Source organism: Paenibacillus sp. J31P316 (assembly GCF_056269105.1).
The window spans coordinates 295685-317524 of record NZ_JBWDNI010000005.1; the positions used below are offsets into that span (position 1 = coordinate 295685).

General features: G+C 58.1%; 17 protein-coding genes. 4 read left to right on the plus strand and 13 right to left on the minus strand.

Annotation, left to right across the window (positions count from 1 at the left end):
• Positions 1 to 27: 27 nt before the first annotated feature.
• The 3 genes from AC0YNU_RS18830 to AC0YNU_RS18840 all read left to right on the plus strand — a co-directional run bounded on the left by AC0YNU_RS18830 (position 28) and on the right by AC0YNU_RS18840 (position 4434).
• Entirely contained in the window at positions 28 to 2727 is a 2700-nt protein-coding gene (locus AC0YNU_RS18830; RefSeq protein WP_475759368.1) for a beta-mannosidase, read from the plus strand.
• Positions 2728 to 2788: 61 nt separating this feature from the next.
• A complete protein-coding gene (locus tag AC0YNU_RS18835; RefSeq protein ID WP_475759370.1) occupies positions 2789 to 3652 on the plus strand; it encodes a hypothetical protein in 864 nt (287 codons plus the stop codon).
• Positions 3653 to 3852: 200 nt separating this feature from the next.
• A complete protein-coding gene (locus tag AC0YNU_RS18840) occupies positions 3853 to 4434 on the plus strand; it encodes a hypothetical protein (protein ID WP_475759372.1) in 582 nt (193 codons plus the stop codon).
• Positions 4435 to 4492: 58 nt separating this feature from the next.
• Here the strand turns inward: AC0YNU_RS18840 and AC0YNU_RS18845 are convergent, their stop codons facing one another.
• The 4 genes from AC0YNU_RS18845 to AC0YNU_RS18860 are packed head-to-tail and all read right to left on the minus strand — an operon-like array spanning position 4493 to position 8747.
• On the minus strand, positions 4493 to 5308 hold the full coding sequence (locus AC0YNU_RS18845) for a carbohydrate ABC transporter permease (protein WP_475759374.1): 816 nt from the start codon (positions 5306 to 5308) through the stop codon (positions 4493 to 4495).
• A 22-nt stretch (positions 5309 to 5330) separates the two neighbouring features.
• Positions 5331 to 6203 carry a carbohydrate ABC transporter permease gene (locus tag AC0YNU_RS18850; RefSeq protein WP_475759377.1) on the minus strand — a complete coding sequence of 291 codons (873 nt, stop codon included), beginning with the start codon at positions 6201 to 6203 and terminating at the stop codon, positions 5331 to 5333.
• Between the two features lie 3 nt (positions 6204 to 6206).
• Positions 6207 to 7523 (minus strand): ABC transporter substrate-binding protein, encoded by a 1317-nt coding sequence (locus tag AC0YNU_RS18855; protein WP_475759379.1) that lies wholly within the window; start codon positions 7521 to 7523, stop codon positions 6207 to 6209.
• A gap of 18 nt (positions 7524 to 7541) precedes the next feature.
• Positions 7542 to 8747, minus strand: a complete 1206-nt coding sequence (locus tag AC0YNU_RS18860; RefSeq protein ID WP_475759381.1) for an LLM class flavin-dependent oxidoreductase — start codon at positions 8745 to 8747, stop codon at positions 7542 to 7544.
• Positions 8748 to 9043: 296 nt separating this feature from the next.
• Between AC0YNU_RS18860 and AC0YNU_RS18865 the strand changes: the two genes are divergently transcribed.
• A complete protein-coding gene (locus tag AC0YNU_RS18865; RefSeq protein ID WP_475759384.1) occupies positions 9044 to 9925 on the plus strand; it encodes an AraC family transcriptional regulator in 882 nt (293 codons plus the stop codon).
• A 139-nt stretch (positions 9926 to 10064) separates the two neighbouring features.
• Here AC0YNU_RS18865 and AC0YNU_RS18870 read toward each other — a convergent pair whose 3' ends face one another.
• The 9 genes from AC0YNU_RS18870 to AC0YNU_RS18910 all read right to left on the minus strand — a co-directional run bounded on the left by AC0YNU_RS18870 (position 10065) and on the right by AC0YNU_RS18910 (position 21632).
• On the minus strand, positions 10065 to 10508 hold the full coding sequence (locus AC0YNU_RS18870; RefSeq protein WP_475759386.1) for a GNAT family N-acetyltransferase: 444 nt from the start codon (positions 10506 to 10508) through the stop codon (positions 10065 to 10067).
• A 65-nt stretch (positions 10509 to 10573) separates the two neighbouring features.
• Positions 10574 to 12070: a hypothetical protein gene (locus AC0YNU_RS18875; RefSeq protein WP_475759389.1), complete on the minus strand. Its 1497-nt coding sequence runs from the start codon at positions 12068 to 12070 to the stop codon at positions 10574 to 10576.
• A 284-nt stretch (positions 12071 to 12354) separates the two neighbouring features.
• Positions 12355 to 13380, minus strand: coding sequence for an NAD-dependent epimerase/dehydratase family protein (locus AC0YNU_RS18880; protein ID WP_475759391.1), 1026 nt, complete (start codon positions 13378 to 13380; stop codon positions 12355 to 12357).
• Between the two features lie 154 nt (positions 13381 to 13534).
• Positions 13535 to 14848, minus strand: coding sequence for a glycoside hydrolase family 140 protein (locus tag AC0YNU_RS18885; protein WP_475759393.1), 1314 nt, complete (start codon positions 14846 to 14848; stop codon positions 13535 to 13537).
• A 290-nt stretch (positions 14849 to 15138) separates the two neighbouring features.
• The gene (locus AC0YNU_RS18890) at positions 15139 to 15912 is read right to left on the minus strand and encodes a response regulator transcription factor (protein ID WP_475759395.1); all 774 of its coding nucleotides are present in this window, start codon (positions 15910 to 15912) and stop codon (positions 15139 to 15141) included.
• Positions 15896 to 17659, minus strand: a complete 1764-nt coding sequence (locus AC0YNU_RS18895; protein WP_475759397.1) for a cache domain-containing sensor histidine kinase — start codon at positions 17657 to 17659, stop codon at positions 15896 to 15898. Before AC0YNU_RS18895 ends, AC0YNU_RS18890 begins: the two co-directional genes overlap by 17 nt.
• A 148-nt stretch (positions 17660 to 17807) precedes the next feature.
• Complete coding sequence (locus AC0YNU_RS18900; RefSeq protein ID WP_475759399.1) at positions 17808 to 19541, minus strand: type 2 periplasmic-binding domain-containing protein; 1734 nt, start codon at positions 19539 to 19541, stop codon at positions 17808 to 17810.
• Positions 19542 to 19730: 189 nt separating this feature from the next.
• Positions 19731 to 20603: a carbohydrate ABC transporter permease gene (locus AC0YNU_RS18905; RefSeq protein ID WP_475759401.1), complete on the minus strand. Its 873-nt coding sequence runs from the start codon at positions 20601 to 20603 to the stop codon at positions 19731 to 19733.
• Between the two features lie 18 nt (positions 20604 to 20621).
• Positions 20622 to 21632: an ABC transporter permease gene (locus AC0YNU_RS18910; protein WP_475759403.1), complete on the minus strand. Its 1011-nt coding sequence runs from the start codon at positions 21630 to 21632 to the stop codon at positions 20622 to 20624.
• Positions 21633 to 21840 lie beyond the last annotated feature (208 nt).

The window sequence follows — 21840 nt, forward strand, 5'->3', positions numbered from 1 at the left end:
CGTAATTTGGCGAAATGAGGGCTGCACATGCGGTTGCAACTGAACGAAGACTGGCGTTTAACGGATGAGGATCTATCCTGCGGACCGGAGGAAGCCTACCGCATCCAGCGCAAAACGGACGGCTGGCTGCCCGTGGCCTCGCTTCCGTGCGATATTCATATGCCGCTCATCGCGGAGGGCAGGATCAAGGATCCCGTGCTCGCCGACTATTGTTTCGCGGCCGAATGGACGGAGAAACGGTCATGGTGGTTCGCCAAAAGCTTCCCGGTCACGCAGGAGCTGCTCGCGAGCGACCGCCTCGTACTTCATCTGGAAGCGCTGGACGCCGAAGCGGATATTTGGCTGAACGGCATCCATCTGGGCCATCATAGTAGCGCCTTCTATCCGTTCCGCCGAGATGCGCGTGTCCTGCTGACCGAAGGGAATAACGAGCTGCTCGTCCGGGTGACCTCCGGCTTGGAGCATGTCTCGGAAGGCGATATCGTCATGACCGACGGTACGCTCGCCGAGATGAAAAACGACGCCGTCGGCCATCGCGGCGACCAGCGCCGCGCCAATGTGCGCAAGGCCCAGTTCGTCTACGGCTGGGACTGGGGTCCGCGCATAGCCACAACCGGCATCGTCGGCGGCGTGTGGCTGGAAGCGCAGCGCGCCGTGGCCATCCGCGCCGTCAGCGCGGTGACGGTCCGCGTGCCGTCGCAGACGGACGGTGCGTCCGACCCGGCGAATGGCGCGAGGGCCGGAAGCGCAGGCGCCGCGCCTGACTCGACGCATGGCGCCGGGAGCGGAAGTGCGGATGACGCGCCTGCCGCGGCGCATGGCGCAGGGAGCGGAAGCGCGGGTGACGCACCTGCCGCTGCGCAGGCGAATGCGGCGCGCATCGCTTTCGAGGTGGAAGCGGAGCAGCTGCATCCGTTCCGGACGCGGGAGGCCGAGCTCTCGCTCCGGCTGCTTCGCCCGGATGGCGGCGAAGCGGCGGCGATTCGCGAACAGCTATGCCTGCGTTCTGGCCTCAACTTCCTCACCTACGAAGCCGACGTGCCGGACGCGAAGCTGTGGTGGCCGAACGGCATGGGCGCGCAGCCGCTGTACACCGTCGAAGCCTCGATAACCTGCGGAGACGATGTCGTGGCGTATCCGCCGTTTCGGATCGGCATTCGCACGGTGGGCATCAATACGGAGCCCGTCGCGGCGGCGGGAGAAGAGCCGGAGCGCCAATTCACGCTGGAGGTGAACGGCGTTCCCGTCTTCTGCAAGGGCGGCAACTGGATTCCCGCGGACGCCATTATCGCGCGCGTCAGCGACGAGAAATATACGGCTTTGATTCGCGAAGCGGCAGAGGCGAATTTCAACATGCTGCGCATATGGGGCGGCGGCATCTACGAACGGGATATTTTCTACGAGGCATGCAATGCGCGGGGCATCCTGATCTGGCATGATTTCATGTTCTCCTGCGGCAAATATCCCGACCACCTGGACTGGTTCAAGGAAGAAGTGTCGCGGGAGATCGACTACCAGACGCGGCGGCTGCGCAACCATCCGGCCATGGCGCTCTGGTGCGGCAACAACGAGAACCACTGGGGCTTCGACGAATGGTGGAACGACTCGCGGCATCCCGCCTTCTACGGCGGGGCGGCGCTGTACAACGAAATCGCGCCGGCGTGGATCCGCCGCAACAGCCCGCATATCCCGTATTGGAACAGTTCGCCGTACGGCGGCGTTCACCCGAACGGCAACGCGATGGGCGACCGGCATCATTGGCATGACGGCACGATGAATCCGGAGATGGCGAGGCGGATTACGCCGGAAATTTACGACGAGGTTCAGGCGAAGTTCGTGTCGGAGTACGGTTATATCGGGCCTTGCCGGCGGTCGTCCATCGAAACGTATTTCGACGGGGCTGCGATCGATACATCGAGCAACGTGTGGCGGCTGCACACCAATACGTTCGAGGCGGACACCGTCGTAGCCGGCATACGCAAGCACTACGCGGACAAGGAAGACTTCAGCCTGGACGAATACCTGCATTACGCGGGACTATGCCAGAGCCTGATGTACCAGTATTCGCTCGAATCCATCCGCAGCAAAAGCTTCTGCTCCGGCGCGCTGTTCTGGATGTACAACGACTGCTGGGGAGAGGTCGGCTGGACGATCGTCGATTACTATTTGAAACGCAAGCTGTCCTACTACGGCGTCCGCCGCGCCTTTTCGCCCGCGAAGCTGATTCTTCGGGAGCAAGCCGGAACGATCGAGGTGACGGCCGTGAACGAGACGAGCGCGGCCATTCGCGAAACGCTGGCATGCGGCTTCCTCGCCTTCAACGGAAGTGAGCGGCAGACGGAAACGGTCGACGTGGTCATCCCGGCTCGCTCCCGCGGCGTCGTCCATCGTTTTGCTTGTGCGGATCGCAAAGACGGCTTCTTCGCGGCGATCCCGACCGTAGATCCGGAGCGCATGCAGCCTGGCGTGCTGCGTCCCGGAGATGTCCGCACGCTTGCGCTGCCCGAAGCGAAAGTGACGATCGCGCACAGTGCAGCCGAAGACGGGGATCTGCATCTCACGCTGACATCAGACGTCTATGCGCATGCGATACATTTCGAACTGCCGGATGACATCCGCCTGAGCGACCATTACTTCGACCTGCTGCCGGGCGAGAAGCGCACGATTACGATCTACGGCGGGGCGGAGCTGGATGCTGGGGCGTTAATCGTGAAGTCGGTTAAATAACGCTCGAGACTAGGTGCGTAATCGACACGGACTTGTACGATTCCATTTATGGAGGTAAGAAATGACAACGATGTTATCCCAAGCAAGCTTCGCAAAAGCCGAATCCTTTATCATGAATCACGGCCGGATGCTCGATCGGGCCCGATTTCAATTTTATTTTCATAACGGCGACAAAGAAGAACTACTAAAGGTGCTGCGAACGCATCAAAATGCCGATGGCGGATTTCAGAATATGGGCGAAGGCCCGCGGGAGATGTCCTCCCCGATCGGAACGAGCGTCGCCTTCCATCTATTAACGGAATTAAACGTACCGATCACCGACCCCATGGTCGTAAACGGCGTGAAGTATATCGTCGCTACCTTTGACCGGGATTCGGAGCTGTGGCAGCCCGCGCCAGACTGGCATTTCGAGGAAGCTCGGCGCGTCGAATGCTGGGGCAATCCGAGCGCGGAACTTCTGGGGTACTTGCTGCACTATCGCGAGCTTGTCCCGGACGCTTTCGCGAATCGTCTGCTCGAACTCGCGGCGGCCAACCTGATGAAGGTTAAACGGCCGATGGATACGTTCGCGCTTCTCTGTTACATGCGGCTCGCGAAGTTTGCACCGGATGACTTGCAGGCGTCGATACTGCAAAGGCTCCGAGAGGATGTTCCGCGCGTAATCGAGACCGATCCCGCCAAGTGGTCCGACTGGTCCATCAAGCCTTATTGGTTCGCCATGTCTCCCGACAGCCCCGTTATCGACCTTATCGAGCAGGACGTCTTCCGAAACCTCACCCATGAAATTCAGCACCAAGCAGAGGACGGATTCTTCTCCCCCCACTGGTCCGACACCGAAGAAAGCCTCCGGAATTGGAGAAGCATCTTAACGATTGACGTGCTTAAGACGCTGTGCAATTACGATCGGATTGATCAGCAGCATTAACAGTCGCAATTCCGACCCGCAAAATGCCAAAGAGGAGCTGCCGCGGCAGCTCCTCTTTGGTCGGGAAGTCAATGTTTTTAGAACCGGTGCTCTTCCGCCGCTGCCATGTGGAGCGTAAATTGCTGCGTTACAGCAGCTTTTAAGTGCGTATACGCCCAGGCTAGCTTGAAATACTGCGCTTTAGCAGCTTTTCAGTGCGTATGCGCCACGAAGAGCTTGAAAAGCTGCTCTACAGCAGCTTTTCAGTGCGTATGCGCCACGAAGAGCTTGAAAAGCTGCTCTACAGCAGCTTTTCAGTGCGTATACGCCACGAAGAGCTTGAAAAGCTGCGCTACAGCAGCTTTTCGGTGCGTATATGCCCGGGCAAGCTTGAAAAGCTGCGTTTTAGCAGCTTTTCGATGCGTATACGCCACGGCAAGTTTGGAAAGCTGCGTTACAGCAGCTTTTCGGTGCGTATACGCCACGAAGAGCTTGAAATGCTGCGCTGCATCAGCTTTTCGTTGCGTATACGCCACGAAGAGCTTGAAATGCTGCGCTTTAGCAGCTTTTCGGTGCGAATACGCCACGAAGAGCTTGAAAAGCTGCGCTTTAGCAGCTTTTCGGTGCGTATGCGCCCCGGCAAGTTTGGAAAGCTGCGTTTTAGCAGCTTTTCAGTGCGTATACGCCACGACGAGTTTGAAAAGCTGCGTTACAGCAGCTTTTCGGTGCGTATACACTCCGGCGAGCTTGAAAAGCTGCGCTTTAGCAGCTTTTCAGTGCGTATACGCCCGCGAAGAGCTTGAAAAGCTGCGCTACGGCAGCTTTTCAGCCCCAGCCCCACGCTCCGCCTCCAAAAACCAGTTACCCCTTCAACGAACCCGCCATCATTCCCGCCACAAAATACCGCTGCAGCACCAGGAACATGACGACCATCGGCAGCGCCGTGACGACGACGCCGGTCAGCAGCATCGGGTAGTTCGTGACGAACTCGCCGCGGAACTGCAGCATGGCAAGGGGCAGCGTAAGCTTGGACTTGCCGTTCAGCATGAGCATCGGAATCAGCATGTCATTCCACACCATGACGAACAGGAACGTCGCGGCCGCCGCGATGGACGGCGCGGACAGCGGAAGCGCGAATCGCGTGTAAAGCGACCACTCTCCCGCCCCGTCGATGCTGGCCGCCTCCAGGATCTCGTGGCTCAGCAGTTTCATGAAGCCCGCGATCATGAATACGGACACCGGCATGAGCATCGCGACCGATACGAGGATCAGACCGTAATGATGGTCCGTCCAGCCCAGCTTGTGGCTGAGCGAATAGATCGGAAGCATGTTCACCTGCGATGGCACGATGAGCCCGACCGTGAACAGACCGAACACGGCCGCGCTGATCCGCCCGCCGAATCGGTAGATGGCAAAGGCAATCAAGGTGCTCAGCAGCAGCTCCAGCGCCACGGTGCTGAGCGTCACTTTCACGCTGTTCAGAAAATAGCGCAGGATCGGTTGGTCCCGGAACATCGAGATGGGATTATCCAGCGTGAAAGGCTTCGGCCAGCCGAGCGGATGCGCGAAGAACGTCTGCGTCGACTTGAATACCGAGATGAACACGATATAGAGCGGAGCCGCGATCAATCCGGCATAGAGGACCAGCACCGCCCATTTCATTATTTTCATTCGCATAGGGATGGCATCCTTCATCTGATTAATAAGAAATCCGGTTTCCGCGCAGCGCCTTGAACTGCAGCACCGTCAGCACGGAAAGCAAGACCAGGAACAGCATGGATCCGGCCGAAGCAAGGCCGAACGAATAGCTGGCGAACGCCGTATGGTAAATGTACGTCGTCAGGATTTCGGTCGCGTAATTGGGACCGCCGTCGGTCATCGTGAAGATCAAATCGAACGCCTTGAACGACTGGATCGTCGTGTACGCGACCACAATGGTGGCAGATGGCGCCAGCAGCGGCCAAGTGACCTTGCGGAAAATCTGCCATTTGCCCGCTCCGTCGATTCGGGCGGCTTCGTTCAGCTCTTCGGGAATCGTATGCAGGCCGGCGATGAAGATGATCATCATCTGCCCGGCATGCGCCCAAACCTGCACGAACGCGATGCTGTACAGCGCCAGATGCGGGCTGCCCGTCCAGTTCTGCGTCAGTCCGCCGGCACCGAGCCGGTCCAGGCCGACGTTAACGATTCCGAGGGTAGGGTCGAAGGCGAACGCCCAGATCAAGCCGACCGATACCGAGGATAAGACCGTCGGGAAAAAATACAATGCCCGCAGCACCACGTGGATGCGGCGGTTCTTGACCAGCAGCAGCGCAAGCCCCAGCGCGACGAACGTCTGGGCGAGCACGACGGCCAGCATGAACTTTACGTTATTGAATAAGGCTTTGCGAAACACGATGCTCTCCAGCGTCGTCCCGTAATTGTCCCATCCAACGAGATGATAGGACGGCGAGACGCCGTCCCAATCGGTGAAGGAGTAGAATAATCCGGAGACTGTCGGATAGACGAAGAGCGCGAGATAGAGCAGCAAACCCGGCAGCAGGAACATCCATAACAGTTTCCGGTTGCGCATGGCTTATTTCGTCAAGTGCTGGTCGACGATCGCCTGCGCCTCTTTGGCGGCGTCTTCCGGCGATTTGCCGCTCAGCACGGCTTGGATGGAGTTGGTGACGGCCTTCTGGTTGTCCGCGTTCGTGATCGTAAAGCGAGGCTGGAAGAGCGTCTTCTTCGTTGCCCATGCCGTCGCGACCTGCAGCTCGGGGGACGTGTACTGCACGTCTTTTACCGTTACGTTTTGCCCGGTTCCGTTCGCATATTCGCCCGCAATGTCTTTGCCGCTCAGGAAGGCGATGAACTTCTTCGCTTCCTCCGGGTGCTTGGACTTGCTGTTGACCGCCAGCATGAACGTCGTCGTATGAATGCCCTCATACTTCGCTTCGCCCGCCCCCACCGTGATCGGCGCCAGCAACTGCTGCTCCAGGTTCGGATTTTGCTTCTTGTTCTGCGCCAATTGGAAGGAACCGCTCGCGAGAATCGCGGCTTTCTCTTGAATGAAGAGCGCGCCTGCCGCCGCGTCCTTCGTGCCGAGCGCGTCTTTCTGGAAGTAGCCTTTGTCGTTCAGTTCCTTGAACTGGGTCAGCGTCTTCACCCAAAATTCGTCGGTCAGCTTCGCTTCGCCGGCTTCCACTTTCGTGAAAATATCCTCGCTCGGCTCGTTGTTCATGACCATGCTGTTCATCAATTGACCAGGACCGATGTCGGCGCCCGCGAATGCGATCGGAATGATGCCCTCGGACTTCAGCTTCTCGCAAAGCGCGAGGAACCCGTCCCAATCCTTCGGCGGCGTCAGGCCGTATTTCTCGAACAGCTTCACGTTATAGATCGGATCGTTGTATACGAGCTGGTAAGGTACCGCCAACTGTTTGCCGTCCTGCTTGCCGGCTTCGATCAGCGCCGGATTGTAGCCGGACAAGAACGACTCCCCGGACAAGTCCGCGAACAGACCGGCCTTGGCCAGCGCGCCGAACTGCGCGCCCGGGAACGAGGTAAACACGTCGCCGACGGAACCGTCCGCCAGCTTCGCCTGCGCGGTGGACTGATATTGGTCGGAAGGCATTGTCTGCATTTCGACCTTGATGCCTGGATTGGCGTCTTCGAATTTCTTGATGATGCCGTTCAGCACTTCCACGTCCTCGCCGCGCCAATGGAGGAAGCTGATCGTCACCGGATCGGAAGACGATGCGCCGTTGTCCGCTGCGCCGACCTGTTCATTCCCGTTGGCTGCGCCGTTCGATGCGCCGTTATTATTGCCGTTCGAGCTGCCGCAAGCGGACAGCACCGCGATCATCATGCTGAGAATCAGCAGTATTGCGCCGAATTTGAACTGTTTCATAAGTAGAAAACCTCCAATTTATATCGGGTTAGAGGCAGCCTGCCGCTGCTCTTGTTTCTGCTTCCATTTGTCTCTGAATACCGGCAGCGCCTTGGTGCCGAAGATCTCGGCTTCTTCCAAATGCGGGTAACCGGATAGAATGAAGGTCGAGATGCCGAGCTCCGCGTATTCCACCAAGCGATCCGCCACTTGCTCCGCCGTGCCGACGATGAGGATAGCGCCGCCGGAGCGGACGAGCGACAGTCCGGTCCACAGGTTCGGGCCGACGACGAAATTCTGCTCCTTGGATTGCTGGCGAAGCTCGTTTTGCCGCTGCTGGTTCGTCGCGTCCGTCTTGGCAAACGCCTCTTCGGCACGCTTGATCGCTTCCGGAGACACTTTGCTGATGATCTCCCAAGCCGCGGCCCATGCTTCTTCTTCCGTATCGCGAACGAGCACTTGGGCACGCAGCCCGTAGTTCATCGTCTTCTTGTACCCTCTCTCCGCTTCTACCTGCTCGCGGATGCCTTCGATCTCTTCGATCTGCTGCTCGATCCAGTCATGCGGTTCGCCCCACATCAGATACGTATCGGCATATTCCACCGCGACGCGCTTGGCGATCGGCGAGCTTCCTCCGAGGTAGAACGGCGGATGCGGCTTCTGAACCGTCTTCGGCGTGCTGGCCGCGCGAGTGAAGTTGTAGTACGTGCCTTGAAACGGCTTCTGTTCCTTCATTCCGTCGGCATTGCCGTCATCCCGCACCCGGAATTCCGTCGCTGCCGGTCCGTCCGACTGCGTCCAGGCCTGCTGCATTACTTCCAGATACTCCTGCGCCCGGACATAACGCTCATCATGAGCGTGCGCCAACGGATCGCCCAGCTCCTCCAGATCCTGTACCGAGCTGCCCGTTACGACGTTGATCATCGCCCGTCCGTTCGAGAGCACGTCGAGCGCGGCGCCCATTCTCGCGGCAAGCACCGGAGCGACAAGGCCCGGTCTGACGGCCACCAGCGGCCGCAACGTCGTCGTATGGCTCATGACGGCCGAACCGACGACCCAAGCATCCAGGCAAGCGCCTCCCGTCGGAATCAGCACGTATTCGAAGCCGGACCGTTCCGCCGTCTGCGCGACGTCGATCAAGTAGGGCAGCGAAGGCTCGCGCTCCGGTGCAACGCCCACGTATTTGCCGTCCCCCGCCGTCGGTAAAAACCATCCAAAGCTGATCTCGTTCTGATTGTTTTCCATGTTCTTCAATCTCCTCGCTCGTTGTATATGTTCATCGTCCTCCCCCAAACGCGAGATCCATCAGGATGGCATCCCCAGTCGTCCGGTAGATATCCGATTATTCTACTAGGTTTAATTTCTTTTGAATCATAACAATCCGGCGCTGACATCGTCAATGTCAATTCGTGGCCAGTTCGTTTTGTCATTTTGTGGCGTCATGAAACAGGCCGAGCTATTGCGACGCCTGATCTTCTTATGTAGACTGGAAATACCAGCAACGGAAGCTTTCCTACTTATGGCAAAATGAGGTGGGTCTATTGGAGAGAAGAATTCGCGAGGATCACCATGAGTACTTGGAAATTCACTTCTTTACGCCTTCCCCGTTCGAGAAAGCCAGCGCCGCCTGGCCGATCCGGCTTGGCCGCAACCGCGCCAAACCGAATTACCATATCGGGCCGCGGACGACGCCCTATTATTATTTGATCGCCGTGCTGGAAGGAGAAGGCACGTTCATCCAGAACGGCAAAACCTACTCGCTTCGACCGAACGACATCTTCTGCCTCTTTCCGCAGGTAACGCATGAATATTTCACCGATGAAGATCGTCTCCTTCGCAAAATCTTCTTCGCCTTCGACGGCAAGCTCGCGCTGCAGCTGCTCGAACGAGCCGGCCTCCGGCCGCACTGCCCGCATGCCGCCGGCGCGCTTACGACGGAAGCCGCGGAACTGATGGCGGCGTTCATGGACAGCGTCCAAGCGGCGGAGGACGCGGAGCGCGAATCGTCCGACCTGACGCGAATGGGCTGGTTCCTGCGGATCTTCGATGCGCTGGCAGCTTCCGGCATCCCGGCTCAGCCCGACGAGGAGCAATCCGCGGGCTGGCTGCAGAAGAGCGTGGAATACATGGAAATCCACTATGCGGAAGGGATTTCGGTCGAACGCGTCGCGGAATACGCCGGCGTGGACCGGACGCATTTTACCAAACGCTTCCGCAAGGCATACGGCGTGTCGCCGATGCAGTTCCTGCAGCGGCTGCGCATGGAAGAAGCCCGACTGCTGCTGGCGCAGACGGGCTACAAGGTTGCCGAGATCGCCCAATCCGTGGGCTATCCGGATATATTCACGTTTTCCAAGGCGTTCAAGAAGCTGGTCGGCATGCCGCCGAACGCGTACCGGGAGCAGTCCAAGCAAGAAGGGTGAGAACTCGCGGCAGCCGCACCCGTACTCACACTCGCACAAAAAAGGCGCCGCATCGGCGCGGCGCCTTCGTCTTCCCGGTTATCTTCTTCGATTCCGAGTCCTGTTCCGAGTCCTCTTCCTAAGCTTCCCTGTCTTGTTCCTAGTCCTCTTCCTCGTCCTCGAATGCCTCCGGATCGTACGTGCATTTGTACCGCTCCACGCCCGGGTACAGCTCGCCAAGGCTTACCACCGTAAACCTGCTGCTCCGATAGAAATTAACGGAGTCTTCATCGGTCTCCGCCACGAGCACCTTCGGATTTTCCAGCGCCAGCAGCTCGAGAATCAGCCCTCTGCCGTAGCCTTTGAACCGTTCCTCGGGCGCAACGGCAATATGCGCGATCTCGATTACGGCTTCGCTGGGGCGATGATAGCCGATCAAGCCGATGATCTCGCCTTCGGATTCGTACCCGAGCAGCGTATGCGTCGTGCCGTTCTTGTATAAGTCGACCGCCTGTTGAAGTTTCTCCGGCTCGGGAAAGACCGACCAGCCCAGCAGCTCTTGAATCTCGGCTTCGTCCAGCCGGGATGCGATAGGAATTAACATTGCGAATGACCGCCTTTGCTTGTTTTCTCTGCGTCATTATACCATAAGCGCCAGCCCGCCTGCCGTCACTTGGACGCCGGCTTCTTGATGCTGTCCATCACCCACTTGCCGTCCGACTTGGTCAGGTGAATGTCCAGCCGGTACGTCGGAGATCCGTCCGCCTGATAGGTCATGCGGACAGTCGCCGAGCCCGCTGCTTCCTTGGATGCCGCCGTTTCCATTACGTCGATATCGAACAGATCCTCCGCGATCCCGCTCGACCCGTGAAAGGCATCGTTCCAAACGCCGCTAACCAGCTTCGTCTGCTCCGCCGTGCACGCCGGACAAAGCTCCTTGAGCCGCTGCCGCACCTCCGGCGCATCATCGTACTGGACGAGCGCCTTCAGCGTGAAATAGTCCGTCACCACATCCTTGGCATCCGCAGGGTAGTCCGGTATCTCCACCTTCACGGCCGTCTGCACGAACACTCCCTCGTGGAGCGCGAACATGCGCGTCACGTCGTAATACAATACATCGTAGCTGGTTCGATGCTGGACGTACCCGTCATAAGCCCCGTCCTGATCCGCATCGACCAAGGCATCCTCGCCGACGCCGGTTGGCGAAGCACTGTCGGTCAGTTGAACGGGTTCATTGCCCTTCAGCGCCGTCAGCGCAAATCCTTCCAGCGAGACGCCGTTCGTCAGTTTCGTCTCCACGACGGGCTCTTCCCGATCCGACAGATGCACCAGCTGAATCTCGTACACGCCGTAGCCGGACCCGGACAGCGGCTCGCCGAGTTGAACGACGCGATTTTTAACCTGCTTAAGAAAATAAATCCCGTCATACGTGCCGTACTCCCCCTCTTCGGTGCGAACGCCCAGTACCGCTTCCTGCTCCCCATCCCCGTTCAGGTCGGCCTGCTGGAAAAATCCGATCATGCTCGACCCGGACAGCGGATGCTGCTCCGCCATGAAATCCAAGAAGGGCTGCGGCACCTTCGGTCCGGCCTGTTCCGGGGATGAGCCGTCCGGCGGATAATTAACTCCGTTGACCTTCACCGCGGAGACGGTTTTCGCTGTTCGATCGCATGCGACCTCGACCGTGACGCCATCCCGGTCGTTGACCAACTTGTAATCCCAATACCCGTTCGCCTCGGCAAGCTGCGAGAGCGCATGCCACAAGAGCGCATGATCCTTTAAATCCGATGCGGCGGGATATTGAACATAGAAAGCCGGGTAGGTCGCGTCCTGCGACAGCTCGACTCGGGAAAGATAGAACGGCTCGTCCTGCAGCATTGCCTTGGTCGGGTGGTCCCAGCCGGCGATGTCGGTAATCACTTGAAGCTCATCCGGCGCGGCGGCATTTGCGGGAGCGATGGCATCGGCCGGTATGTCTTGCTGACCCGTTCCGTTCGATGAAGGTGGTGGATCGATCGAAGTCGGTAACGCCGCGGATCCCTCATCAATGACCTTCCGAGAAGCCGACGGCTGCTCCGTCTCGGACTGCGGCGCGGACGAATCGCGGCATGCTGCCAACAAGAGGATAAGCAGGAACGGGACGATCAGCCGATTAAAGTTCGCCATAGAGACCCCTCAACTTTTTGCCTAAATTATACCATGACATCCGGGGCAAATTGAGATGGTTTTCCCATACAAAAACCCGAAAGCGTTCGCCGCTTCCGGGATTTCTTCGGTTGTTCATCCTAACTTGTTCGATTGTTCATCCCAATTTGTTCAATTGTTCATCCGAGATTGTTCGATTGTTCATCCCAACTTGTTCGATTGTCCATCCGAGATTGTTCGAAGTTCATTCGAATTTCGCCGGTTGTTCATCCCGTTATTTTGCCGGCCATCCCGAATTTCTCCGCCTATCCGTCCAAGCCGGCCATCCGTTCGGCCATGCCCCGTCCCGCCTCGGCCCATGCGGCCAGCAGCTCGTCGTACCACGGCTGTTCGGCTGCCGCCTCGATCGCGCCGGTACGGTCCAGCTCCGCGATGACGCCGCGGATGCCCTGGTCCCACGTGACCGTATACCGAAAATCCAAATCGCGCCTGGCTGCGGAGTTATCGAAGATATTGTTATACCGGAAGTTCTCCGCGCACCATTCCGCCCGCTTCGGCAGCAGCGCGCTCAGCAGGTCCGTCGGGATGTGCACGAGCACAGGCGCAGGCGCCCCAAGCGCCCGGGCAACCGTCTCCCAATAGAAGTCGTAGCGCATCCATTCCTCGCCGGTCACGTTATACGCCTGACCGAACGTCGCCTCGTTGCCGATTGCCTGGACGAACGCCCGCGCGACATCGTCGCGGTGGCAGGCCGACCAGATCGACATCCCGTCGCCGTGGACGATGACGGGACGTCCTTCCCGCAGCCGCTTCATATGGCTGACGCCGTCGCCAAGGGAAGCGACGGCGGACCCGCTTCCGCCGTAGGTTTGCGCCGGACGGAAAATCGTGACCGGGAAATGCCGCGGATGATGAGCCTGCAGCAAAATATTTTCGCTCAGCACCTTGTTATAGGCATACGGGAACGAAGGCAGCGCGTCACGTTCCCCGTCCTCGGCGACCGGATAACGCTCCGCCCGCTTCGTGTAAACGTCAACCGTGCTGCAGTAGATATACTGACCGGCACGTCCCGCGAACGCGCGAACCGCGCTTTCCGCTTCGTCCGGCCGGAAGCCGACCATGTCGATGACGCAGTCGAACCGTCCCGCTTCCGCCATCTGCGCCTCGAACCGCGCGAAATCCCGCCTGTCCCCGGTCAAGGTCCGCACCCCTTCCGGCGCCTGCCGGCTTCCGCGGTTATAATGCCATACGTCCATATCTCCGCGCGCAAGCAGCTGCTCCGTCATCGCCGTGCTGATCGTGCCGGTTCCTCCGATAATGAGCACCCTCATCGTTTCCATGACTCCTTTATGTCGACCTGACTCAACGAAGCCGCATGTTCAATCCTCGCTTCGCGCGATCGCAGCATGCTTTCGTTTCCCAACCTTCGTTCTTCGTTCTTCGTTCTTCGTTCTTCGTTCTTCGTTCTTCGTTCTTCGGCTGCCCCTAGATCGAATCCAGCACGAGCACCCAGTCGTTGCCCCTGCCGGCGATAGGAGGCAGGAACGTCGTCTTGCCTTCGTTCGGGAACGTACCGATCGCCGTCGTCTCCCCTGTCCGCGGATCGAACCAGGACGCCGCCACTTCGCTGCCCGCGATACGGCCCATGGCTACCGACAGCGCCAGTCCGTTCGGGGAATAGAGGAACGCATGCCGCTCGCCCTTGGCCGCGACCGCATAGTTGGAGCCGTCCTCGTTGGACGCGATGAGTTCTTGATCCGGCACGCGCTCCAGCATCGGACGCGATTCCGCCAGCGCGCGGACATGCTGCATTTGCGCCGCGCCGGGACGCAAGATGGCATTGCGCCACGACATAATGAACGTGCGGTTCGATTCCGCGTTCATCGACCAGACGCAGTGATGCCCGTACGTAATGCCGAAGCCGCCGGACAACACGCCGTAATACGCGGATTTGCGCACGTCCGCCTGGTCGAAATAACCGTTGGCCGGATTCATCCCCCGCGGGTGGTCCTCGTAACAAGGCTCGGATTCCAGCGTCGGCTTGATCGGCGTGCGCGCGTAATCGGCGGCGACCAGCTTGTAATTATCCCGCTCGGCATGGCCGTGGCTGGATTGAATCATGTTGAAATCCAGCCATGCCTCGTCATGCACATGCTTGGAGGACGACTGTCCGCCCTGCGGATGGAAGCCGCGCAGATGGCGTCCGCCATCCCCATCCGCAAGCCCCTCGGCCATCGCGCCGACGATTTGAAAATGCCGGTGCTCCACGAGCGCCCGGTCGCCGCCCAGCACCCAAATGATATTGGAACGGTCGCGGTAGCGTTCGCCCAGCCAGCGGCCGTAGGCTCTCGCATTCTCCGGGGTGAAGATATCCGGTCCCTCGCCCCAGGCAATATGGTATTTGTCGCCCCATGTCGGCAGCAGCGCGATGTACAAACCCATCTCGGCCGCTTTGTCCACGATATAATCGACATGATCCCAGTAGGTATACCCGCCCGGTTCCGCATCGACGTCCGGAGATGCCGGATCATAGACGCCTTGGACCTTGTGCAGCGGACATCTGCCGTACGGATTCGGCAGCGTCAAGCCGCCGTATTCCGCAAGGCCGACCGCCTGAATGACCGTATAGCCTCGTTCCGCGCGATTGGCCAGATAGTGGTCCGCATCCTCCCGCGTCGAACGGTGAAACAATTCCCAGGCCGTGTCGCCAAGCCAGAAGAACGGCGCCCCGTCCTCCGTCACCAAATAACGGCGATTCTCGCTGACGCTCAGCCATGGCAAAGAAGTCTTGATCGACATGTTATTCCCTCCGCACGAATTATAGTAGCAAGCCGAATAGCGATGATTCCCATACGCTTTGATCCGAAAATACATTGATGCTATGACGCTATTATTTTATCTTGCCAGACAAAGGCATTCGCTTCACTCCGCAATATAGCACGGCAAGAAAGCGCTGTCTATAAGATAATATGCACAATGTATACAATCTATATATAAATAAAAACAAGCCGGAACGGATAGGATTGCCCTACCTGTTCCGGCTTGTTCCTCGCACGTTTGCCGCCTTTCCAGCCTAACCAATTCCGTCATTATTCCTGCCCGTTCTTCCTATAAACCAACGGCGTCACGCCCGTATGCTCCGCAAACAAGCGGGAGAAATAGCGGTAATTCGGAATCCCTACATGCTCCGCCACCTCATACACCTTGTAGTCGGTCGTCCGAAGCAGCCGCATGGCTTCCCGAAGACGAGTCGCCGTGACATAACCGTGGAAGCTCTCTCCGGTCTCGCAGCGAAACAACGACGCAAACCAGCTCGGACTGAGATTGACGCGCCTGGCCGTTTCGACGAGGTCGATCGTCGCGAAGTTCTGTTCGATGACAAGAAGCGCTTCCTTGATCTCGCTTCTCTTCACGCCAGCCGCCACCGGCGGATCCGTCTGCGGCGCCGGCGTTTCGGCCGCCTCCGATTGCGGTTCGTCGCCGCGCAGCGAGTCGGCCGCGCGCATCAATACGTCGACCAGCTCCTGCTCGCTGAGCAGCACCTTGGTGACATAATCCTGCGCGCCGTAGCGGAGCGCCGTTTGCACCTTCTCGAAATCCTCGTAACAGGTAAGCAGCACGACCTTGGGCGGCGCCGCCTGCGTCTGCAGGCATTTCAACAGCTCCAGCCCGTTCATGACCGGCATGCCGATGTCCGTGATGACGATATCGACGTTTTGCCGCTCCAAGCAAGCCAATGCCTGCTGGCCGTTCGATGCCTCGCCCACGATCTCGAAGCCGTGGCTGCGAAGATTGAAGCTCTTGATCCTGCGAAGCGCAAGCGGCTCGTCATCGACCAGCAGCAGCTTAAGTGCCTCCGACATATGCTTCCTCCTCCTGCACGATTCGCAATCTCACCGTAATCGTCGTCCCGTATCCTGGGCGGCTTTGCACCTGCAAGCCGTATCCAGGCCCGTAATACAACTGGATGCGCTCATGTACGTTGCGGAATCCGATATGGTAAGCGCCTTGATCCTCCGTGTCATTCTCCTCGAGCTTGCCTTTCATGAGCTGCGCGATTCGCTCTTCCGACATGCCTACGCCGTTGTCCGTAATGGCGATAAGAAGATCTTCGCCTTCGCGCCTCGATGCGACGCTGAGCATGCCTTGGCGGTCGGTCAAGGGACGGAGGCCGTGGAAGACGGCATTCTCGACCAACGGCTGCAGCACCAGCTTCAGTACGGGAATGCGTCCGAGCTCTTCGGCGGGCACGTCGACCGAGAAGAGGAACTGACCCTCGTAGCGGACGGATTGGATCGTCAAATAATCGTTCACGTAATTGATTTCCTGCTTGAGCGGCCGTAAATCCATCGTTCGGTCGAGCCCGTATTTGAGCAGCCTGATGAGCACGCTCATGACCCTATGAATATCCGGCTTGCTGCTGATATCCACCATAATATCGATCGTATTCAGCGTATTGTACAGAAAGTGCGGGTTGATCTGCGAGAGCAGCGCCTGAAAATCGGCCTTCCGCTTCTGCTGTTCCTTCTCTTCCAGCGAAGCGATCAGCTCCTGGATCGTTCGCAGCATCCGGTTGATTTCCCGGGCCATCTCGCCGAATTCGTCCCTCCGGGTAACCTCGAAGCTGTGGTTCAGATGACCGCGGGCCACTTTGCGGATGCCTCGGGTCAATGCCATGATCGGACGCGTGAACCACCAAGATACGCCGACGTAAATCCCGATCAAGCCGATCAGCCCGATCATCAGCGCGATCATGGCGAAACGGACGACAGGACGATAATTATCCTCGAGCTTCTTCACGTCCCCGACGACGACGACGCGCCAATACGGCACCTGGCTCATGGCGGATACGACGTAATATTGATGATTGCGTTCGAAATGCTTTTCAGCCGAAGACAGCGTTTTCAACTCTTGCTGCTGGTAAGATACCATTTCCATATTGTTTTGCGCGACGATCGTCATGGAGTAGATCAGGGCATCCTTCCGATCATACAGCAGCGTGCTCGTATCGTAGCTGCCGGCGAACGCCGCGCTTCGCTCCACGATGTTCATGACGTCGGTAACGAACGCCAATACGCCGCGCGGCCTGCCGTCATCGTCGAACAGCTGCTTCGTGACGATGCTGACGAGGCTGTTCGTTCCCGTCGACGCCAGAGTCGAGCGAAACGGCTCCGACCAGACGACCTCATTCTGGGAGCGATTCGTTTGCGCCTTGATAATGGCCAGCTCCTTCTGCCCGAAGCTGTTCCAGAAATATTCAGGGTAGCCGACGATCGCTTCGTCATTCGGCACGTACACAAGTCCGCGAATCACCTCGGGTCTCGTATGCGCCACGGCTTCCATCGTGTTGATCAGATTAGCCGGCGTCCTGTCCTCGCTCTTGATGTCGTCCTCGATGCCGAGAACGTTAAGCACCAGATCGTTCATCTGGTTCTCCATCAGCTTGACGGACTGCGCGACCATTCCTCTGAGCGCCGTATCCTGGGTGTCGCGCAAGTAATTGGCCGTATTATGCTGGGTCAGAAGGATCATGACCGCCTGCAGCACGATGCTCGGCAAAATCAACCATACCAGCAGCTTCGTCCTCGCGCCGATGCGCTCGCTTAACATTCCGGTTCTCCCCCCTTGTCTCCTCGAGTGCCTGACATCATTATACACCCCATCCTTCATCTGCCACGACGAAGAATGAGGTGCATAGGGAAACGAATGGCCAAGCTCACTCGAGAATACGGGGTCGAGCCAAGTGCGGTTCTGCCGGTTAAGGCTTCTCTACCTTCAGTTGCTCGGCAGCAGCGTCGATCAGCTCTTGGCCGCCGGCTTTTTTCCACTCCTCGACGTACTTATCCCAATCCGCGAAATCGCGATTGCCGAGCACGAAGGCGATCTCGTTCTTCTTGGTGAAGTCGCTCAGCTTGTTGACGGTTGCGCCGGGCAGATTCAGCAGCATATCGTAATTCGTTTGCCGCGGATACGCTCTGACGATATCTTGGTACTTATCTCCCGGTTCATTATAAGGCACTTCGGGAGCGTACTTGTGCTTCTCCCAGATCAGCGTGTACGCGACCGACTGCCAATCCATCATGCCCTTAAGCTCGGGCTTCATGTCGTTCTGCAGCTTCACCATATCGGAATCGTAGTAGTACGTACCAGCCGCTTCGTCCTTGACGACCTTCGTATAGTCCGGCCAAATTTCCGGACCGCCGCCTTGATTGCCGACCCAGTAGTATTTGTTCGGGTATTGCACGGCATCGAGGAAGTGCGCGATCCGCTTCAGCTTGCCTTGGTCGTCTTCCAGCTTCTTGGAGAAGATGTAGATGCCGCCGGGCGCTCCGCCGGGTCCCAGCTTGCCTTCTTCGCCGGTCGCGCTCATCGGAGGCACCGGCGCCCAGTTCTCGATCGTCGCCGCGTCGCCCTTCGATGCGGAGAATTGTTCCTGAAGCAGGTTCCAGCCCGGGTAGTTGACCATGCCGATTTTGTTCTGCATCGTGTACGCCTTGAACGGTTCCCATTGGATGGTGTACCAGTCCGGTGCCAGCAGCTTCTCGTCGTTCAGCTTCTTCAGGAAGGTCAGGTAGTTCTTCGTCGTTCCGTCCAGCATCGGATTGTTGATTTTGCCGTCCTTCACGTTCCAGCTGCGATGGCCGAACATATCCATCAGGCCGCCGAGCATGCCCCAGCCTTGACCTCCGCCTGCCGCACCCATGAAATACGTGTCGGCTTTGCCGTTGCCGTCCGGATCCTGCGTCGTGACCGCTTTGGCATAGGCGAACAATTCATCCGGCGTCTTCGGCGTCTCCATCCCGAGCTTCTTCAGCCAATCCTGGCGAATGAAGTTGCCCCATACGTCCGGGAACGTCGGCAGGCGCGGAATGCCTACCATGCTGCCGTTATCAGTAGCCCAGTTCTTGTATTCCTGCGTGACGTACGTCATCATCTGCGGCATGTACGGCAGCATTTCCGTTGCGTCGAGCAGCTGCTTCTGCTTGAACAGCGCCTGCGCCACGGAACGGTCGTCCGAGCTGCCGAAGGCGACAACGTCAGGCGCGGAGCCGGAAGCGAATCGCACATTCGTCTTGTTGACGAGATCGTCGCGAACCAAGTGCGTGAAGGTCAGCGTGATATTGAACGTCTTCTCGTAGAAATCCTTGATCAAATCCTGCGTAGCCGGCTGGTTGACGAAGCCGTTCAGCATGATATCCACGTTATAGTGCTTGCTCATGTCGTCGTACGCATAGCTGGCGTCGTAGTCGACGGCCTTCGGCACGTCCGGGAATTTCTCCGGATAGGCGAGGTCGGCCGGCTTGGCGCCATCGTTTGTCGCGGCGTTGTTTCCGCCTGCGTTAGTTCCATCATTGTTGGTTCCGGAAGCAGCGTTATCCGTCTTATTATTCGTCGTATTGTTGTCGTTGCCGCCGTTGTTGCTGCAGGCGGCGAGCCCGACGGATAACAAGAGCAGCAGCGATAAGGCCGCAGTCGAAGTCTTTCGAATCATGTGGCATCCCCTTTACATTCATGAAATGGATCATGCTATGCCAAGAAGCCCGCGGTGCTTCCTATGCAACGAATTTAAGCCCTGCGATTTACGAGAGTCGCTTGAGAGAATCGCTTGCCAGCATCACTTATAGCATCACTTCTAGTATCACTTATAGCACAACTCGCGAGAATTGCTTGCGAGTCTCGTTTACCCTTTCACCGCGCCCAGATAGACGCCTTTCACGAAATGCTTTTGCAGGAACGGGTAGACGAGCAAGATCGGCAGCGTACCTACGATAACCGTTGCCATCTTCATCGATTCCGGCGTCACGCCGGCCGTATTGCTGAGGAAAGTCGACATCATGTCGCCGGATGCGGCAGTCAGCATGTTCTTCAGGATAAGCTGCATCGGGAAGAGCGACGCATTGTTCAGATAGACCATCGCGTCGAACCAGCTGTTCCAATGGAAGACGATGCTGAACAGGCCGATTGCGGCGAGCGCGGGGGCCGCCAGCGGAACGACGACGCGAAGCAGCATTTGGATATCGCCGGCTCCGTCGATTTTACCGGCCTCGATCAGGCCGTCCGGCAAATTTTCGATGAAAATCTTGATGACGAGCAAGCCGAAGCTGTCGACCAGGTACAAGAGAATCAACACCCAGATCGAATCGACGAAGCCCAGCTTCTTGACGACCAGGTACGTCGGGATGAGGCCTGCATTGAACAGGATGGTGCCGAGCACCAGGAACAGCATGACGCTTCTTCCCGGCAGCGTCCGAACGGACAGGACATAGGCGCCGACGACGGTAAGCACCAGCATCAGCAGCGTGCCCGCGGCGCTTCGGAATACCGAGACGACGAAGGACTTCCAGATCAGCGGCGATGAGAGGATCCGCTCATAGGAGGACAACGTCGGCTCATGCGGGATAATGACGAAATAGTTGCGTTCCATCATCTCGCTTTGGCCTGTCAGCGACATGCCGAGCACGTAAATTAAGGGGAAGATCGCCGAAACGACGATCGCGATCACGATGATATGAATGACGATCTGGTAGATACGATCTGCTTTCGAATGAATCATAGACGCTCCTTGCCTCCCTTACCAAATTCCTCGGCCGGATATCTTCTTCGCGAAGGCGTTGCAGATAACGACGAGCGCAAGCCCGATGACGGACTGGAACAGCCCCACGGCTGCGGCAATGCTGAACTGCAGACGGGCCAGCCCTTCGCGGTACACCCATGTATCGATGATATCCGCCCGATCCATGACCGCGTCATTGTAGAACAGCAGCACCTGCTCGCCTCCGGCATTCAGAAGGAAGCCGAGATTGATGCACAGCACGAACGTCACGACCGGCATGATGCTTGGCAGCGTAATATAGCGAATCCGCTTCAGCGGTCCTGCGCCGTCCAGCACCGCGGCCTCGTAGAGCTGGGCATCGACGGTCGCGAGCGCGGCCAGATAGATGATCGTGCTCCAACCCACCTCTTTCCAGAGCGCGGAGCCGATCAGAATCGGCCGGAACCAATCCGCGTCAAGCAAGAACTCGTGCCGGGCGAAGCCCAGCGCGTCGAGTATGTTATTGACGAAGCCGGCACCGACGGAGAAGAATCCGAAGACGACGCCGAACACGATGACCCAGGAGAAGAAATGCGGGATGTATACGAACGTTTGCAGCCACTTCTTCAGCCTTCGCGTCACCATGTCGTGGAACATGATCGCCAGCAGGATTGGCGGGAAGAAACCGAATAGGAGCCGGAGCAAACTGATCTCTATCGTATTTCGGATGACGTTCGGAATATCGGGAGAACCGAAGATGTCGCGGAAATTTTGCAGGCCGACCCAGGGACTGTCGAAGATGCCCGAGCCGAGCTGCAGCTCCTTGAATGCCACAATCCAGGCCATCGCGATCGGCCAGTATTTGAAGAGGACGAAATAGGCGAATACGGGAATAAACAGCAGATAGAGCGTTTTGTGCTGCAGGATTCTGTGCCTCAAACCATGCTTCGGCTTATACGGCTCCATCATCTGCTTCCCATATACCGGGGGTAACTGCTCGTGCACAGGCACGGCCGCGTTGGACAGTAGATTCTGTTTTGCCTTGGGCATGCTGCCTTGCCTCCTTTCTGGATCAACCAAGATGATAGCGCTTTCTCTTATAGTTGCATTCTAACATGATCCTCTTGCGCAAGTGTCCATTGTGCGACTGGAAATGTGCACACTGTAACTGTCTTGCCTGGCTTGCGGGATTCTCGCGCCTCTTCGATTGCTTAGGACGGGGATCGGAGATACAAAAATCCCGCCGCCGGGTCGACGG

Coding starts and splice junctions, on each gene's coding strand:
- AC0YNU_RS18830 (WP_475759368.1), top strand. CDS start 28: ATGCGGTTGCAACTGAACGAAGACTGGCGTTTAACGGATGAGGATCTA.
- AC0YNU_RS18835 (WP_475759370.1), top strand. CDS start 2,789: ATGACAACGATGTTATCCCAAGCAAGCTTCGCAAAAGCCGAATCCTTT.
- AC0YNU_RS18840 (WP_475759372.1), top strand. CDS start 3,853: ATGCGCCACGAAGAGCTTGAAAAGCTGCTCTACAGCAGCTTTTCAGTG.
- AC0YNU_RS18845 (WP_475759374.1), bottom strand. CDS start 5,308: ATGCGAATGAAAATAATGAAATGGGCGGTGCTGGTCCTCTATGCCGGA.
- AC0YNU_RS18850 (WP_475759377.1), bottom strand. CDS start 6,203: ATGCGCAACCGGAAACTGTTATGGATGTTCCTGCTGCCGGGTTTGCTG.
- AC0YNU_RS18855 (WP_475759379.1), bottom strand. CDS start 7,523: ATGAAACAGTTCAAATTCGGCGCAATACTGCTGATTCTCAGCATGATG.
- AC0YNU_RS18860 (WP_475759381.1), bottom strand. CDS start 8,747: ATGGAAAACAATCAGAACGAGATCAGCTTTGGATGGTTTTTACCGACG.
- AC0YNU_RS18870 (WP_475759386.1), bottom strand. CDS start 10,508: ATGTTAATTCCTATCGCATCCCGGCTGGACGAAGCCGAGATTCAAGAG.
- AC0YNU_RS18875 (WP_475759389.1), bottom strand. CDS start 12,070: ATGGCGAACTTTAATCGGCTGATCGTCCCGTTCCTGCTTATCCTCTTG.
- AC0YNU_RS18880 (WP_475759391.1), bottom strand. CDS start 13,380: ATGAGGGTGCTCATTATCGGAGGAACCGGCACGATCAGCACGGCGATG.
- AC0YNU_RS18885 (WP_475759393.1), bottom strand. CDS start 14,848: ATGTCGATCAAGACTTCTTTGCCATGGCTGAGCGTCAGCGAGAATCGC.
- AC0YNU_RS18890 (WP_475759395.1), bottom strand. CDS start 15,912: ATGTCGGAGGCACTTAAGCTGCTGCTGGTCGATGACGAGCCGCTTGCG.
- AC0YNU_RS18895 (WP_475759397.1), bottom strand. CDS start 17,659: ATGTTAAGCGAGCGCATCGGCGCGAGGACGAAGCTGCTGGTATGGTTG.
- AC0YNU_RS18900 (WP_475759399.1), bottom strand. CDS start 19,541: ATGATTCGAAAGACTTCGACTGCGGCCTTATCGCTGCTGCTCTTGTTA.
- AC0YNU_RS18905 (WP_475759401.1), bottom strand. CDS start 20,603: ATGATTCATTCGAAAGCAGATCGTATCTACCAGATCGTCATTCATATC.
- AC0YNU_RS18910 (WP_475759403.1), bottom strand. CDS start 21,632: ATGCCCAAGGCAAAACAGAATCTACTGTCCAACGCGGCCGTGCCTGTG.